The organism is Kutzneria buriramensis (assembly GCF_003387475.1).
GTDB lineage: Bacteria > Actinomycetota > Actinomycetes > Mycobacteriales > Pseudonocardiaceae > Kutzneria > Kutzneria buriramensis.
The window spans coordinates 390,957-406,915 of record NZ_QUNO01000013.1; the positions used below are offsets into that span (position 1 = coordinate 390,957).

The window sequence follows — 15,959 nt, forward strand, 5'->3', positions numbered from 1 at the left end:
TCGGGTTTCCGGGCGGGCCGCTTTTTTGTCACGGCCCGACCGTTCGTGCCGACAATGCGCACCCTCCGCCCAACCGCTCCGTCGGACGCGCCACCGCCTGTTAGCTTGCGGATGTGCGCATCCTCTTCTCCGGCACCGGCATCCATGGACACTTGCTGCCGATGATGCCGCTGGCTCGGGCATTCGCCGCTCGCGGCCACGCCGTCGGCTTCCTCACGTCCTCGCAGGCGACAGACCTGGTCAAGCCCGAGGCCTTCGATCTGCTGGCCACGGAGATGACGATCGCTGACGCCGTCGCGGACACGCTGCGCGCCACGGGCATCGACATGATCGACAAACCGGAGCCGCGAGGCGCCGCGTACATCTTCGCGGGCAGCGCGGTGGACCTGTCGGCCGAACCAGCGCTGGCCATGGCCGGCGACTGGCGACCCGACCTCCTCGTCCACGAGATCTCCGACCACATCGGCCCGGTGGTCGCCGCCGCGCTCGGCACCCCCGCGGCGATGTTCGCCTACGGCCCGCGCCGGCCGGACGAGTACACCGCCGCGATGGACGAGGTGGTCGCGTCCAGGTACGCCGACCGCGGCCTGATCCGCGTCCCGCCGCTTCGCTACGTCGACATCTGCCCGCCGTCGGTCAACTATCCGGAGTGGCGGCCGCCGGCCCCGCGTCAGCTCCTGCGACCCGAGGCCTACCGCCAGCCGTGGTCGCAGCCGCAGACCGTGCCGGCCAAGGGCGACAGGCCCCGGGCCCTGGTCTCGTTCGGAACCGTCTTCGGCCGCGCGGAGCAGTTGTCGCCGCTGGTCGACGCGCTGGTCGAACGGGACCTGGACGTCGTCGTCACGCTCAACGCCGACGCCGATCGGTTCGATGTGGACCGCACCCGTGTCCACCTCAGCCGGTTCGTGCCACTGGAGACGCTGCTCGTCGGCGTCGACGTCATGGTCACCCACGGCGGCGCCGGGACCACGCTGGCCGCGCTCGCCCATGGCGTGCCCCTGGTCGTGCTGCCCCAGGGCGCCGATCACCCGCGGCAGGCCGAACGCGTGGTCAACGCCGACGCCGGCATCGCGCTCGTCGGCGACGAGGCGACGCCCGACGCGGTCGCGGCGGCGGCGATCCGCGTCCTCACCGACCCGGTGATCCGGGCTGGCGCCGCCCTCGTGCGCGACGAGATCGCGGCCATGCCGTCGCCCGACGACGTGGCGCGGATACTGGAGACCACCTGGTCCTGACCGCCCGGGCCGAAAACCTTGCCGCCCCACACCTCCCGCCACCGTATCGTTTGAACAGTCAACTACGATTCCAACGCATGGCTGCCAGTTTTCCGACCGTTGTGCTGGTGCACGGCGCGTGGCACGGACCGTGGTGCTGGGACGACGTCCGCACCCGGCTCACCGACGCCGGCATCCCGTCCGCGGCGGTCTCCCTCCCCAGCTCCACGCCCCGCCTGGGCGGCCTGAACGACGACGTCGCCGCGCTCAATGCGGCCCTCGACGACCTCAACGGCCCGTTCGTCATCGCCGCCCACTCCTATGGCGGCATCCCCACCACCGCCATCGCCGCCACCCGCATCGACGTCGTCCACACGATCTACGTCTGCGCCTTCGCGATCCCGGCCGGCGCCAGCCTCCAGGGCATGGTCGGCGGCCAGCCCCTCGACTGGTGGCTGCCCAGCCCGGACGGCCAAAGCCTCACCACCACCGACCCCGAGAGCCACTTCTTCAACGCCTGCACCCCGGCCGAGGCGGCGACGGCCGCGCCCAAGCTCACCCCGCAGTCGACACGCTCCTTCCAGGACCCCCTCCCCAAGGCGGCGTACGGCCAACTACCCGCCACCTACGTCGTCTGCACGCGCGACGGCGCCATCCCCACCCCGGTCCAGCACGGCATGGCCCGAAGACTCGGCGGCACGACCCTCGAACTCGACGCGGACCACAGCCCCTGGCTGAGCCGCCCGGCCGAACTCGCAGCCATCATCTCCGGTGTTGCAGGGAGCATCTCAGCATGACAAGGTCCACTATGGACATGACGGCCGACGAACTCGCCGCGGAACTGGACGCCCTCACCCCGCCTCCGTTGCTGCGCGCGGAGTTCCGGAACGAGTACGACGTCGTCCGTCGCGAAGCCGACAGGTCCGGCGACCTCATCGGCACCCGCATCCTGCTGGCCAAGTGGCGTGGCGTCGTCGCCGCCGAGCAGAAGGACCCGGGCATCTCCCACCGCGTCCTGGCCGAGGCCGCCGCGCTGGCCGATGAGGCACGCCACCGCGACTGACCGACCTTCGACGGCTGTTGCGCGCCGACCACTACTCCTAGCGTCCCCTTCGTCACGGCACGGATCCGCGCGAAGGAGATCGGATGCTTCGGTTAGCAACGGCCGTCGTGCTCGTCAGCACCCTGGTCGTTCCCTCGGCCCACCCCATGGACGACGACGATGACGGTGGCCCGGCGGCCCCCGCCGACTACAGCTACGTGCAGAAAACGGTGCCGGGCCAGACCCTTCCCCGGCACGCCTACGACATCGCCGCAGCTCAGGCCCGCCACCTGCCGAAGGTCGGCGGCGCCTGGCAGTCGCTCGGTCCGACCAACATCGGCGGCCGCGTGGTCGGCCTGGCCATGGACCCGACCACCACCGACGCCTTGTACGCCGCCTCGGCGAGCGGCGGCCTCTGGCGGTCGACGGATGCGGGCCGCACCTTCACCGCCGCCTGGCCCCAGGATTCGACCCAGGCGATGGGTGCCGTCGCGGTAGCGCCCAACGGCACTGTCTACGTCGGCACCGGCGAGCCGAATCCGGGCGGCGGCAGCGTCACCTACGAAGGCACCGGCGTCTACCGCTCCACCGATCACGGCGCGAACTGGCAGCAGGTCGGCCTCCCCGACTCCGGCACCATCGGCGCGATCGCCATCGACCCGACCAATCCGCAGCGGATCCTCGTCGCCGCGAACGGCTCGCTGTACAACGCCGGTGGCGATCGCGGCGTCTACCTCAGCTCCGACGCCGGCAGCACCTGGCACAAGGTGCTCGATGTGCCCAACGCGTTCACCGGAGCCGTCGACGTCCAGTTCGATCCGGCCGACCCGCACCGCGTCTACGCCGCGCTCTGGGATCACCGCCGGCAGCCCGACCAACGGGTTTACGGCGGCGTCGGCTCCGGCCTGTACCGCTCGACCGACAGCGGCGCCACCTGGCAGCAGCTCGGCGGCGGGCTGCCGGCCACCGGCCCCGACGTCGGCCGCTACGGATTCGGCATCTCCGCCTCCCAGCCCGGCCGGATGTACGCCATCGTCGGCACGACCGCCGGCTCCTACGGCAGCGCCTACACCTCGGCCGACGCCGGCGCCACCTGGACGCGCCTGCCCGACGACGCGGAGCTCGTCGACTCGCAGTCCAGCTACAGCTGGTGGTTCGGCAAGATCTGGGTGGACCCTACCGACGCCAACCACGTGCAGCTGGCCGGCGTGCCCCTGGTGACCTCGCACGACGGCGGCAAGACGTGGACCGCCGACGACGCCGTGCACTCCGATCAGCACGTCATCGTCTGGGATCCGCGCCATCCGAAGCGGGTGTACCTCGGCAACGACGGCGGCGTCTACCGGTCCGACAGCAACGGCGACGGCGGCTGGACGCACGCCACCGTCGAGCCGTTCACGCAGCTCTACAGCGTGGCGATCACCGCCGCGGACACCTCGCGCGTCTCCGGCGGCGCGCAGGACAACGGATCGCTGCGGTCGTGGGGCGGCACGCGGTTCAACGAGTACTTCGGCGGTGACGGCCAGGAGAACCTGATCAGCCCGGCCAATGACAACATCGTCTTCGCCTGTCTCCAGTACGGCGAATGCGCGCGGTCCACCAACGGCGGCTCCTCGATGACCGACTTCACCGGCGCCACCACCGCCGACCGCCGCAACTGGCTCACCCCCGTCCAGTTCGACCCCACCAACCCGAAAGTCATGTACTACGGTGGAAACCGGCTCAACCGCTCCACCGACGGCGGCGTCACCTGGACCGCGATCAGCCCCGACCTGACCGGCGGCCCCGGCAAGGACGACTTCCCGTTCGGCACCATCACCACCGTCGCCGCGGCCACCGACCAGCACACGGTCTGGGTCGGCACCGACGACGGCCGGGTCTGGGTCACGCACAATCTCGGCGCCACCTGGACCAACGTGCTCACCGGTCAGCCCTGGGTGACGCGGGTCGTCCCGGATCCCCAGAGCCCGAACTCCGCCTACGTCACGTTGTCCGGCTACCGGTCCGGCTCCGCCCAGCCGCACGTGCTGCGCACCACCGACAGCGGCGGTCACTGGACGGATCTGTCCGGAAACCTGCCGCAGGCGCCCGTGAACACCCTCGTGATCGGCGCGGGCGGCATCCTCTACGCCGGCACCGACCAGGGCGTCTTCACCGGCACGGCGGGATCCGCCCAGTGGGCCCGGCTGGGCCAGAACCTGCCGCTGGTGCCGGTCGACGACATCGCCTACGACCCGTCGCACCACCGCCTGGTGATCGCCACCTTCGGGCGCGGCTTCTACTCGCTCACCGTCGCGTGACCGGCCGTGCCGGCGGCCCGTGCGGGGTCGCCGGCGCGGATCACGAGCAGCGCTCGCACCCTTGACATCGTAAGGATTGTTCACGAATATGAAAGCCCGCCGCCGAAGACAACCTCCAAACCCTGCCCACTGGAGACACTTCGGTGCCAACTTCACACACCGCGCGCGCCCTCACGGCCGCGATCGCGGGCTCCCTGCTCGCGCTCTGCACGGCCGCCGTGCCGTCCGCAGCCGCCTTCGCCACCACCTCCGTCACGGCCCACCAGGCCCAGGACGAGGGTGACCTGAACGATCCCGCGAAGAAGGAGATCGCAATGGAGCTCGTCTCCAGCGCGGAGAACTCCTCGCTGGACTGGAAGGCCCAGTACGCCTACATCGAGGACATCCACGACGGGCGCGGCTACACCGCCGGCATCATCGGCTTCTGCTCCGGCACCGGTGACATGCTCGAACTGGTGCGGGACTACGCCCAGCGCGAGCCCGGCAACGTCCTCGCGAAGTACCTGCCGGCGCTCGAAGCCGTCAACGGCTCCGAATCGCACGACGGCCTCGACCCGACGTTCAAGGACGACTGGGCGTCCGCCGCGAGCGATCCCGTCTTCCAGCAGGCCCAGAACGACGAACGGGACCGCGTCTACTTCGACCCGGCGGTGAGCCAGGCCAAGCAGGACGGCCTCGGCGCGCTCGGGCAGTTCATCTACTACGACGCGATCGTCATGCACGGTCCCGGCACCGGCGGCACCTCCTTCGGCGGGATCCGGGCCACCGCCATGCAGAACGCCCAGACCCCGGCCCAAGGCGGCGACGAGGTGACCTACCTCAACGCGTTCCTGGACGCCCGAAAGGCCGCCATGCTCACCGAGGCAGCGCACAGCGACACCACGCGCGTCGACACCGAGCAGCGGGTCTTCCTCAACAACGGCAACCTCGCCCTGAACCCGCCGCTGCACTGGCAGGTCTACGGCCAGCCCTTCGACATCGACGGCTGACACGGCCTCGGGGGCTGCCGCCGAGACGGCAGCCCCCGACGGCATCACCAGGCGCTCACGGGGTTTCCCCGCCAGCGCGTGCCGGCCGGGATCTCCTCGCCGCGCATCACCAGCGACGCCGGTCCGAGCGTCACGCCGTCACCGGTCCGCGATCCCGGCAGCACAACGCTGTGCGGGCCGATCGTCGCACCGGCACCTACCCGCACCTCGTCGAGTTGCATCAGCCGGTCGTGGAACAGGTGCGTCTGCACAACGGTTCCCCGGTTCACGGTGGCTCCCGGTTCGATGCCGACGAGATCGGTCTCCGGCAGCCAGTGCGTCTCGCACCAGACACCGTGCCCGATCCGCGCCCCCAGCGACCGCAGCCACACGTTCAACATCGGTGTGCCGTAACACATCCGCATCAGCCACGGCACGGCCAGTTCCTCGACGAAGCAGTCGTACAACTCGTTGCGCCACACGAACGAGCACCACAGCGGGTGCTGCCCGCGCCGGAAACGCCCGACCAGCAACCACTTCGACACGGTAGTCAGCACACAGGCCACCAGGCCCGCGCCGAGCAGCACGATTCCGGCAACCGCACAGGTCCACCAGACGCCGTCGAGAACATCGAGGTCCTCCAACAACACCATCACCAGTTCGAGCAACGTCGCCGCGATCAGCACCGGCAGCAGCCGGCACGACTCGACCAGCGCCCGCGCCAACACCAGCCGTCGCGGCGGTCGGTAGGTCCGCGACGGATCACCGGCCTGCGCGTTGCGCGGTAACCGAATCGCCGGCCGCCCCAGCCAGGACGAGCCCGGCGCGGTTTCCCGAGGCGCGGTCGCCAGCACACCGACGAGCGCCGACTCCGCGACTTCACTCCCACCCGCCACAATCCCCGAGTTGCCCACGAAGGCCCGCTCCCCCACCGAGCTCCGCCCCAGCCGCATCCATCCACCCCGCAGCTCGTACGGCGCAAGCAGCGCGTCATCGGCGAGGAAAGAGGCGTCGCCAACGGTCAGCAGCCTCGGCAAGGTCAGCACGGTCGACGCCTCCACCCGCCGGCCGACCCGAGCACCCGACAGTCGCAGCCAGTGCGGGGTGATCAGGCTGGCGTACAACGGGAACAGGCTTCCGCGAGCGGTCGCCATCAGCTGAGCGGTCAGCCACGCGCACCACGCCCGCCAGCCGTCAGCGGGATGGGTTCCCTCGCGAAGTCCCAACGCGCACAACCGGATCAGCGCCGCGTGCAGACCGACGTAACAGGTCACGGTCAGCAGCGTCGCCGGCACCACGCCCTCCAGCGCGTTCCACAGCACCTGGTTCAACGAACCGTCGCCGTGAACGAACAACCCCGTGACGACAACACCCGGCACCAGCGCGACGATCGGCAGCAAGCCCAAGCCCAGCAACGCGGCCGTGTACTTCAATCGGCCACCGCTCACGACTCGAGCCGCCGGCCACTCGTCGCCGGCCGGCACGATCGTCGACGTCCCGGCGATCACCTCGAAACCGGTCTCGACAACCGCCCCCGGCAACAAGGTGCTCCGCGTCCCCACCCGAGCACCGGCACCGATGACGATCCGTCCGACCTCGACCTCGTCGCCGTCCACCCACACGCCGGCGATGTCCGCCTCGGGCTCGATCGCCGCCCCGTCACCGAAGACACCCAGTCCCGTCAGCGGCGGCAGGCTGTGCAGCAGCACGTTCCTGCCGACCTCGCAGCCCAGGAGGCGTGCCACCCGCGCGGACCAGTGAGTGCCTGAAACCGCCGCGATTCCGTTCATCGCAGCCACCCTGTCGGCGGTCCACAGTCTCAAGTGGACGCCACCGCCGCGAGGATACCTACCGGGGGCAATCCCCAGCGTCAGCAGCCGAACCAGTCCGACGGCCGTCAACACCCGCCCCGGCAGCAGGACCAGCATGAGCCAACCGCAAGCGACGATCGGCCACGCCAGCTGCGGCGCCCACTTCTGCGGGCCGAACAGCGCCGTCACGACGTCGTTCAACGTGGCCAGCACGACCAGCCACCGCAACCCGGCGAACGTCTGCAACACAAGGAGAATCAGCGCCTGCACAAACCCCGCGGCGCGCGGCACAGGGGTGACCGCGCGAACGCTCGTCTCGGTCGCCGACAGCTCGTCGATCCGTGCCGCCATCTCGCCCACGGTCGGGAACTGATAGATGTCGGTCATCGACAGCCGAGGACATCTCTTGCGTAACAACGACACCAGGTGCGCGGCGGCCAGACTCGCCCCGCCGGACCCGAAGAAGTCGTCCTCCTCGCCGACGGCAATCCCGAGGACTTGCCGCCACTGCTCGGCGACCCAGCCGGCGGCACCTTCCAGCAACGGCTGCTCGACGACATCCACCGGCCATGGCAAGGCTTTCCGGTCCACCTTGCCGGAGGTCCGGGTCGGCAGGTCGTCGAGCACGACGATGCGCGGCACCAACGCCGGCGGCAACTGCCGGGCCAGCAACGTCCGGTCGACGCCCCCGACCCCGTCCTCCAACACCACATACCCGACCAGCACCGGACTTCCGGTCGACGTCCGCTGCACGGCGCATGCCGCCACCGCGACGCCCGGCACGGACGCCAGCGCCATGTCGATCTCGCCGAGCTCGACCCGCCGACCGCCGATCTTCACCTGGTCGTCGTCGCGGCCGACGAACACCAGGCCCTCCCGCTCGGCCCGCACCACGTCGCCGGTCCGGTAGGCCCGATCCCAGCCCAGGCCGGGCATCGGCGCGAACCGCTGGGCGTCCCGCTCGACGTCCAGGTACCGTGCCAGGCCCACCCCGCCGATCACCAGCTCGCCGGTGCCGCCCCACTCCACCGGCTCGCCGTTCACTCCGACGACCGCCAGCTGCCAGCCGTCCAGCGGCAGGCCGATCCGCACCGGCTCGCCGGCCTCCAGCCGGGCCGCGCACGCCACGACCGTCGCCTCGGTCGGCCCGTACGTGTTCCAGACCTCGCGGCTGCCCGACGCGAAACGGGCCGCCAGGTCCGGCGGGCACGCCTCGCCGCCGAAGATCAGCAGCCGGACGCCGCCCAGCTCCTCGACCGGCCACATCGCGGCCAGCGTCGGCACCGTCGACACCGCGCTGATCCAGTTGCGCCGCAACCACTCCCCGAGATCCGCGCCGGACTTCACCAGCGACCGGGGCGCGGGCACCAGGCAGGCGCCGTTGCGCCACGCCAGCCACATCTCCTCGCACGACGCGTCGAACGCCACCGACAGTCCGGCCAGCACCCGATCTCCGGGGCCGATCGCGTCGCGCGGCAGGAACAGGCGTGCCTCCGCGTCCGCGAAGGCGGCCGCGTTGCGGTGCGTCACCGCGACGCCCTTCGGCGTGCCGGTGGATCCCGACGTGAAGATGATCCACGCGTCGTCCTCCGGCCCCGGCGTCTCCACCCGGCCGACGGGCGGCCGACGCAGCGCCAGCGCTCCCCCGTCGGTCAGCACGCCGGTCACGTCCGCCTCGGTCCACACGAGGGCAGCCCGCTCCGGCGGGTCGTCCACGTCGACCGGGACATAGGCCGCGCCGGCGCCCAGCACGCCGAGAATGGCCAGGTAGAGCTCGGCGGTGCCGGAGCTGATCCGCACGCCGACCCGGTCGCCGACGCCGATGCCCGCCGCGCGCAGCCGATCCCGGACGACACCGGCCCGGGTGCACAGCTCCCCGTACGACAGCAGCGTCGTTCCGTCGTCGAGGGCCGTGGCGTCCGGGCACGCGGCGGCGGTCGCGTCCAGGATGTCCAGCAGGGTGCGGGGCGGCGCGGCCGGCCGTGCGGCGTACACGGCGGCCGACGAGATATCCGGGTCGACGAGCAACTGATCCGCCCCCGAGGGCTTGTCGCTCACAATTCCTCCGAATTTCTGTGAACGGAACAACAATGCGGGGCACCGCGTCGTGCCCCACACCCTGGATAGCAGACGAACCTGGCTGTCAGCTGAAAGAGATACCTCGCGTACGGAGAGAAAGATGACGAAAGTCCAAAGATCGCCATTCCCGATACACAAAGAGGCCGGCCTGATGAAACGGAGTTTCACCAGGTCGACACGATCCACATGAATTCGGGCTAATGACTCCGAAGCTGCGTCTCCGGGACGAGTCCGGCGGCCGGATCGGCGGTGATCCGATCGGTGTCCGTGTCGTAGTCGAAAAGTTCGCCGTAACGGGCCCAGTCGATTGCGGTGTCGAGCTGGCGTTGCGCGTCGGCGGCCGAGAAACCGCGCCGGAGCAGATCCAGGAAGAAACCCGCGCGCAGGCTGCCGTCGGCGCTCGTGGCGAGCGCGCGGCACACCGTCCGCACCAGCGGCGCCCGGTGCCGCGCCTGCTCGGCGAACAGCTGCTTGCTGCGCTGGATGTCGGCAGTGGTGAAGTCCTTGCCGACCGTGGTCAGCGTCAGGTCGCCGCCCTCGACCTCGACGAAGCCCAGCATGGTCGCGGCGTCCACCAGCGGCAGCAGGTCGTCGATCTCGAAGTTGAGGTCGGCGGCGATGTCCGGCAGGTCGACCCGGCCGCCCCTGGCGTGCACGATCTCCACCAGCCCGGCCAGGCCGCCGACCGAGGCCGCCGGCAGCGGCCGGGCGGTCGGCGTCGCCACTGTCGGCTCCGGCTCGTGCCGGTCCGCCTCGCGGCCGGTCAGCAGGTCGTAGAGCCGGTCGACCAGCGCCTCGAACGTCGGCGACTTGCGGTCGCGCGGGCGGTCCAGGTCGACGGTCACCTCGGCGCGGATGTGACCGGGGTTCGCACCGAGCACGATCACCCGGTCGGCCAGCAGCACCGCCTCCTCGATGTTGTGCGTCACGATGCACACCGCCTTGGTCGGGAACTTCTGCCCCGCCCACAGCGACATCAGCTCGGTGCGCAGGTTCTCCGCCGTCAGCACGTCCAGCGCGGAGAACGGCTCGTCCATCAGCAGCACGTCCGGCTCCAGCACGAGCGCGCGGGCGAAGCCCACCCGCTGCCGCATGCCGCCGGAGAGCTCCTTGGGATAGGCCGACTCGAAGCCGTCCAGGCCGATCAGATCGATCGCCGCCAGCGCCCGCTCGCGCCGCTGCGCCACCGGAACCCCTTGCGCGGCCAGGCCGAGCTCCACGTTGTCCTGCACGGTCAGCCACGGCATCAGCGCGAACGACTGGAACACCATGGCGGTGCCGGGGTTCGCGCCGTTGAGTTCCGTGCCGCGGTAGCGGACCGTGCCGCCGGTCGGCGAGATCAGGCCGGCGATCGTGCGCAGCAGCGTCGACTTGCCGGAACCGGACCGGCCCAGCAGTGCCACGATCTCGCCGGCGCGCAGCTCCAGCGTGATCTCGTCGAGCACGCGGAGCTCGTCGCCGGCCGCGCCGGTGAAGCTCTTGCTCACCCGGTCCACGGTGATCAGGTTGTCCTGCATGGAAATCTCCCCCTGTCAGAGGCTGAAGCGGCGCTCCGCCAGCGCGTACAGGCGCCGCCAGAACAGACGGTTGAGGCCGACGACGTACAGGCTCATCACCGCGACGCCGATCAGGATGCGGGCGGCGTCGCCGGAGCCGGTGGCCTGCGCGATGTACGCGCCGAGGCCGGTGGCGGTCAGCGTGGTCGGGCCGTAGCTGACCACCTCGGCGACGATCGACGCGTTCCACGCGCCGCCGGCCGCGGTGATGCCGCCGGTGACGTAGCTGGCAAAGATCGCCGGCAGGATGAGCTTGCGCCACCACAGTTTTCGCGGCAGCCGCAGGTTCGCCGCCGCCTCCCGCAGGTCGTTGGGGATCGCGCTGGCGCCGGCGATGACGTTGAACAGGATGTACCACTGCGCGCCCAGCGCCATCAGCAGGATGCCGCCCCAGTCCAGGCTGATCCCGGTCGCCACCAGCACGCCGGTGATCAGCGGGAACAGGAAGTTCGCCGGGAACGACGCCAGCACCTGGACCACCGGCTGGGCCAGTCGGGAGATCTTGGGGTTCAGGCCGATCCACACACCCACCGGCACCCAGATCGCCGTCGCCACCACGACCAGCACGATCACCCGGCCGAAGGTCGCGAGTCCGAGCAGCAGCGCGTGGCCGACCTCGGCGATCCCCGCCGTGTCGACGACGAACGTCGCCATCTCGGTCAGGCCGTACGCGACGGACCCGAGCACGACCACCGCGAAGATCACGTCACCGACGCGCCGGCGGGCGGGCGACGTCCGCAGCGGGTGTTCGGCGAGGCCGAACACCGCCATCATCCGGTCGAGCGGCGCAACCAGCCAGCCGAGCGCGCGACCCAGCAGCCGGGGAATCCGGGATCGGCGCAGCAGGTCCAGCATCAGACTGCGCGGCGCCTGGGCGGACTCGGAGTCCTCGACGCGGAACCGCTCCGCCCATGCGGTCAGCGGCCGCCAGAACACCACGTTCACGCCGACCACCAGCACGATCATCACGCCGATGGCCAGCAGCACCCGGCCCAGCTCGGAGTTCGCCGTTGCCGTCGCCACGTACGAGCCGATGCCGGGCAGCGCGTAGCTGTGGTTGTTCACGCTCAGCGCCTCGGACGCCACCAGGAAGAACCAGCCGCCGCCGAAGCTCATCATCCCGTTCCAGACCAGCGGAATCATGCCGCTCGGCACGTCCACCCGCCAGAACCGCTGCCACTTCGACAGGCGCAGCAGGCGGGACGCCTCGTCCAGGTCGCGCGGCTGGGAGACCAGCGACTGGTAGAAGGCGAACGTCATGTTCCACGCCTGCGAGGTGAAGATGGCAAAGATCGACGCGCACTCCAGGCCCAGCTCCGAACCCGGGAACAGGGCGATGAAGCCGGTGATCGTCACCGACAGGAAGCCGAGGATCGGCACCGACTGGAGGATGTCCAGCACCGGCAGCAGCACCTTCTCGGCCCGCCGGAGCCGAGCCGCGGCCGTCGCGTAGACGAGCGTGAACACGACCGACAGCGCCAGTGCGGCGAACATCCGCAGCAGCGACCTTGCCGCGTAGTACGGGAGTTCCGCCGGGTCGGTGGACACAGTGGACGGTGCCGTGGTCTCGTCCCACGGCACGGTGATGCCGTGCCAGAGCCGGACCACGACCCACAGCAGGGCCGCCGCACCGACGAGCACGGCCAGGTCGATGACGCCCTGACGCGGGCGCTTCAGCGCCTCGCGCGAGGGAAAAGTGCGCAGCAGAGCCACGGCAGGGTCCCTTCGAACAAAACTGTGGCTACTTGACGCGCAGGTACGACGCCTTCACCAGGTGCACGCTGATCGTGTAGGCGGCGAGAACTCCCGCCAGCCAAAGGAAATAGGTCGCGGGTAGGGCGCGGAGATCGAGCCAGCCGGTCAGCGGCAGCGCCAGGGCGATCGCCGTCACGCCGATCGACGCCAGCAGCACCTGCCGTGACGGCGAGGACGCCCGCTGCCCGGTCAGCCAGCCGCCGCGGCTGCGCAGCACGAGCACCACGAGCACCTGGGACAGCAGGCTTTCCACGAACCAGCCGGTCTGGAACAGCTCCGGCCGGCCGCCGAGATCCAGCGCCCACCACAGGGCGGCGAACATCGCCAGGTCGAACAGCGAGCTGACCGGGCCGAACACCAGCATGAACCGGGCCAGACCGCGGGCGTCCCACCGGCGCGGCGCGCGCAGGTACGCGTTGTCCACGCGGTCCCATGGCAGCGCCAGCTGGGCGCAGTCGTAGAGCAGGTTCTGGGTGATCAGTTGGATCGGCAGCATGGGCAGGAACGGCAGGAAGGCGCTTGCCGCCAGCACCGTGAACACGTTGCCGAAGTTGGAACTCGCGGTGATGTTGACGTACTTCATGGTGTTGCCGAGGGTGCGCCGACCCTCGACGACGCCCTGCGCCACGACCGTCAGATCCCGGTCCGTCAGCAGGAGATCCGCCGCCTCCTGCGCCACATCCGTGGCGGAGTCGGCAGAGATGCCGACGTCCGCGATCCGCAGCGCCGCCGCGTCGTTCACGCCGTCGCCGATGAAGCCGACGGCGTGGCCGGCCGAGCGCAGGGCCGTGACGATTCGGGCCTTGTGCGCCGGGGTCAGCCGGGCGAAGACGGTGTGCTCGACCAGCTCCTCGTCGGTGGCGGCGTCGATGTCCTTGCCCAGCATCACCTCGCCGACCCGGACTCCGGCCTGCACCGCCACGTACTCGGCGACGTGCTCGTTGTCGCCGGTGAGGATCTTGACCGCGACGCCGTGCTCGGTGAGGTCCCGGACCGCCTCGGCGGCGCTGGCGCGGACCGGGTCCACGAAGCCGACGAAGCCCACCAGCACAAGGTCCTTCTCGGCCTTGGTGTCCTGCCGAGCGGCGACCGCCAGCACCCGCATGCCGTGCTCGGCATACGCCCGCACCACGTCCTCGGTCTGCCGGGCGGCGGCCTCGGTCAGCTCGATCACCTCGCCGTCCCGCTGGACGTGCGAGCACAGCGGCAGCACCCGCTCCGGGTCGCCCTTGGTGATCAGCAGGTGCTCGCCGTCGTGCTGGCGGACGATCCCCTCGCGCTTGCGCAGAATCACCGTGCAGCGCCGGCGGTCGTGGTCGAAGGCGATCTCGTCGACCTTGCGGAACATCGCCTCGTACAACAGGTCCTCGGCCTCGTCGGCCAACTGGTCGGCGATCGCCTCGTCGAGGTTGTTCAGCGGCGTGACCTGGAAGTGCACCGCGAGGTAGGCGTACTCCGCCGCCTCGCCGTCCGGACGGCCCAGCGGGTCGACGCTGTGCGCGTAGGCCACGCGGTCCTCGGTGAGGGTGCCGGTCTTGTCCACGCACAGCACGTCCATGCCGCCGAGGTCCTGCACCGCGTTGAGCCGCTTGACGATCACCTTGCGGCGGGCCAGCCGCACCGCGCCGCGGGCCAGGTTGGTGGTGACGATCACCGGCAGCATCTCGGGGGTCAGGCCGACCGCCACCGCCAGCGCGAACATCGCCGCCTGCGACCAGTTGCCGGTGATCGTGCCGTTGACGACCAGCACGATCGGCACCATCACCAGCATGAACCGGACCAGCGTCCAGCCCACCGCGCGGACGCCGACGTCGAAGCTGGACTCCGGGCGGTCGACCTGCGCGGCCGTGCCGAAGCACGTGTCGGCGCCGGTCGCGACGACCACTGCCGTCGCGCTGCCGCCGACCACCGGCGTGCCGGCGAAGCACAGGGTCGGGAGCTCCACGGTGGACTCCTTGCCCTTGCGCACCGGCAGCGTCTCGCCCGTCACCGCCGACTGGTCCACCAGCAGGTCGACCGCGTTGATCAGGCGGACGTCCGCCGGCACGATGTCGCCGGCCGCGAGCACCACGACGTCGCCGGGCACCAGGTCCTCGACCGGAATCTCCCGGTCGAGGGCCTCGTGTCCGTCGGCAGCGCGGCGGCGCACCGTCGCCGTGGTCGTCACCTGGCGGCGCAGCGCCCGCATCGCGTGGTCCGAGCGGGTGTGCTGCCACAGTCGGAGGATCACGCTCAGCGCCACCATCGCCGCCACGGTGATCACCGCGCGCAGGTCGCCGACCAGCACGAACGTCACGCACAGCGCGGACAGCAGGGCGACGAACGGGCTGCCGACGGCGTCCCTGAGCCGCCGATAGGGACTGGTCTCGGTCGGTGTCGGCGGCTCGTTGGGGCCGAAGCGCTCCACACGGGCGGCCGCCTCGGCCTCGGTGAGGCCCTTCGGCGTGCTGTCCAGCGTGCGGAACAGCGGCAGCATCGGCGCCTCCGCGAGCTCGCGGAGGCGTTGCGGCATAACGGATGTGCGAACCATGGCGCGGTCCTGTCGGTGAGTGCGTCGGCCTGCGGGCACGCTGATCACCACGCCGCGCCCGTGCTACGCCTGTCGCACCCGGGCCGCCGCGTGGTGGGGACTACTGCTTCCGTCGCCGGTCATCCGGATGCACCTCCTCACGCTGATCTCCGGGTCCCAGTAGACCCGACATTCAAACACTTGCGCAAGTGTTCCGACCTTCGTCACACTGGACGCACCGTTGGAAAGGACCTGGCTTGCCCGACGATCCGCTGGCCGACATGCCGTTGGCCGACGCCCTGCTCCAACGCATCGCCGGCACGTTCGGCATGCTCTCGGCGACCGCCCGGCTACACATCGTCTGGCTGCTCGCCGCCGGCGAGCGCGACGTCGGCACGCTCGCCGCCGAGCTCGGCCAGTCCGTCGCCACCGTCAGCCACCACCTGGCCAAGCTCAAGCTCGCCGGCCTCGTCCGGTCGCGGCGTGACGGCAAGCGGCAGATCTACCTCGTCGACGACCCGCACGTGGTGGAGATCGTCAAGCTGGCCGTGCAGCACCACCGGCCGGAGCGACACCGCCGCACCGGCTGACCTAGTCCCAATGCCGTTCAGTTAAGGCGCGGGCAGCGGGTGTCAAGCCGGCCGAGACGGACAACGGAGCTCCTGCTAGAACAGCGTCGACCAAGATCGATGAACAGCAGGAACTCCGTTGCCCACACAGTCTGT

Annotated in this window: 10 protein-coding genes; 6 read left to right on the forward strand and 4 right to left on the reverse strand. The window is 70.6% G+C overall.

Annotated elements, in window-relative coordinates; all coding sequences use genetic code 11:
* Positions 1-113: 113 nt before the first annotated feature.
* The 5 genes from BCF44_RS35475 (at position 114) to BCF44_RS35495 (ending at position 5,545) form a co-directional block, all read left to right on the forward strand.
* Positions 114-1,235 (forward strand): glycosyltransferase, encoded by a 1,122-nt coding sequence (locus tag BCF44_RS35475; RefSeq protein WP_116178794.1) that lies wholly within the window; start codon positions 114-116, stop codon positions 1,233-1,235.
* A gap of 77 nt (positions 1,236-1,312) precedes the next feature.
* A complete protein-coding gene (locus BCF44_RS35480) occupies positions 1,313-2,011 on the forward strand; it encodes an alpha/beta hydrolase (RefSeq protein WP_116178795.1) in 699 nt (232 codons plus the stop codon).
* The gene (locus BCF44_RS35485; RefSeq protein ID WP_147328753.1) at positions 2,008-2,277 is read left to right on the forward strand and encodes a DUF6247 family protein; all 270 of its coding nucleotides are present in this window, start codon (positions 2,008-2,010) and stop codon (positions 2,275-2,277) included. The genes BCF44_RS35480 and BCF44_RS35485 overlap by 4 nt, the downstream gene beginning before the upstream one ends.
* Before the next feature lie 83 nt (positions 2,278-2,360).
* Positions 2,361-4,556 (forward strand): WD40/YVTN/BNR-like repeat-containing protein, encoded by a 2,196-nt coding sequence (locus BCF44_RS35490; RefSeq protein ID WP_116178797.1) that lies wholly within the window; start codon positions 2,361-2,363, stop codon positions 4,554-4,556.
* Positions 4,557-4,699: 143 nt separating this feature from the next.
* Positions 4,700-5,545 (forward strand): chitosanase, encoded by an 846-nt coding sequence (locus tag BCF44_RS35495; RefSeq protein ID WP_116178798.1) that lies wholly within the window; start codon positions 4,700-4,702, stop codon positions 5,543-5,545.
* A gap of 44 nt (positions 5,546-5,589) precedes the next feature.
* On the opposite strand, the gene BCF44_RS35500 is transcribed toward BCF44_RS35495, so the two are convergent.
* The 4 genes from BCF44_RS35500 to mgtA form a co-directional block, all read right to left on the reverse strand.
* Entirely contained in the window at positions 5,590-9,393 is a 3,804-nt protein-coding gene (locus BCF44_RS35500) for a Pls/PosA family non-ribosomal peptide synthetase (RefSeq protein ID WP_116178799.1), read from the reverse strand.
* Between the two features lie 218 nt (positions 9,394-9,611).
* Positions 9,612-10,931, reverse strand: coding sequence for an ABC transporter ATP-binding protein (locus BCF44_RS35505; protein WP_116178800.1), 1,320 nt, complete (start codon positions 10,929-10,931; stop codon positions 9,612-9,614).
* A 15-nt stretch (positions 10,932-10,946) separates the two neighbouring features.
* Positions 10,947-12,683, reverse strand: coding sequence for an ABC transporter permease (locus BCF44_RS35510; RefSeq protein ID WP_116178801.1), 1,737 nt, complete (start codon positions 12,681-12,683; stop codon positions 10,947-10,949).
* A 28-nt stretch (positions 12,684-12,711) separates the two neighbouring features.
* Entirely contained in the window at positions 12,712-15,255 is a 2,544-nt protein-coding gene (gene mgtA / locus BCF44_RS35515) for a magnesium-translocating P-type ATPase (protein ID WP_116178802.1), read from the reverse strand.
* A gap of 236 nt (positions 15,256-15,491) precedes the next feature.
* On the opposite strand from mgtA, the gene BCF44_RS35520 reads away from it, so the two are divergent.
* Complete coding sequence (locus BCF44_RS35520; protein ID WP_246015944.1) at positions 15,492-15,824, forward strand: ArsR/SmtB family transcription factor; 333 nt, start codon at positions 15,492-15,494, stop codon at positions 15,822-15,824.
* Positions 15,825-15,959 lie beyond the last annotated feature (135 nt).

Excerpts from the sequence above, each read along its gene's own strand:
- BCF44_RS35485 (WP_147328753.1), top strand. The coding sequence starts at position 2,008 with ATGACAAGGTCCACTATGGACATGACGGCCGACGAACTCGCCGCGGAA.
- mgtA (WP_116178802.1), bottom strand. The coding sequence starts at position 15,255 with ATGGTTCGCACATCCGTTATGCCGCAACGCCTCCGCGAGCTCGCGGAG.
- BCF44_RS35505 (WP_116178800.1), bottom strand. The coding sequence starts at position 10,931 with ATGCAGGACAACCTGATCACCGTGGACCGGGTGAGCAAGAGCTTCACC.
- BCF44_RS35490 (WP_116178797.1), top strand. The coding sequence starts at position 2,361 with ATGCTTCGGTTAGCAACGGCCGTCGTGCTCGTCAGCACCCTGGTCGTT.
- BCF44_RS35480 (WP_116178795.1), top strand. The coding sequence starts at position 1,313 with ATGGCTGCCAGTTTTCCGACCGTTGTGCTGGTGCACGGCGCGTGGCAC.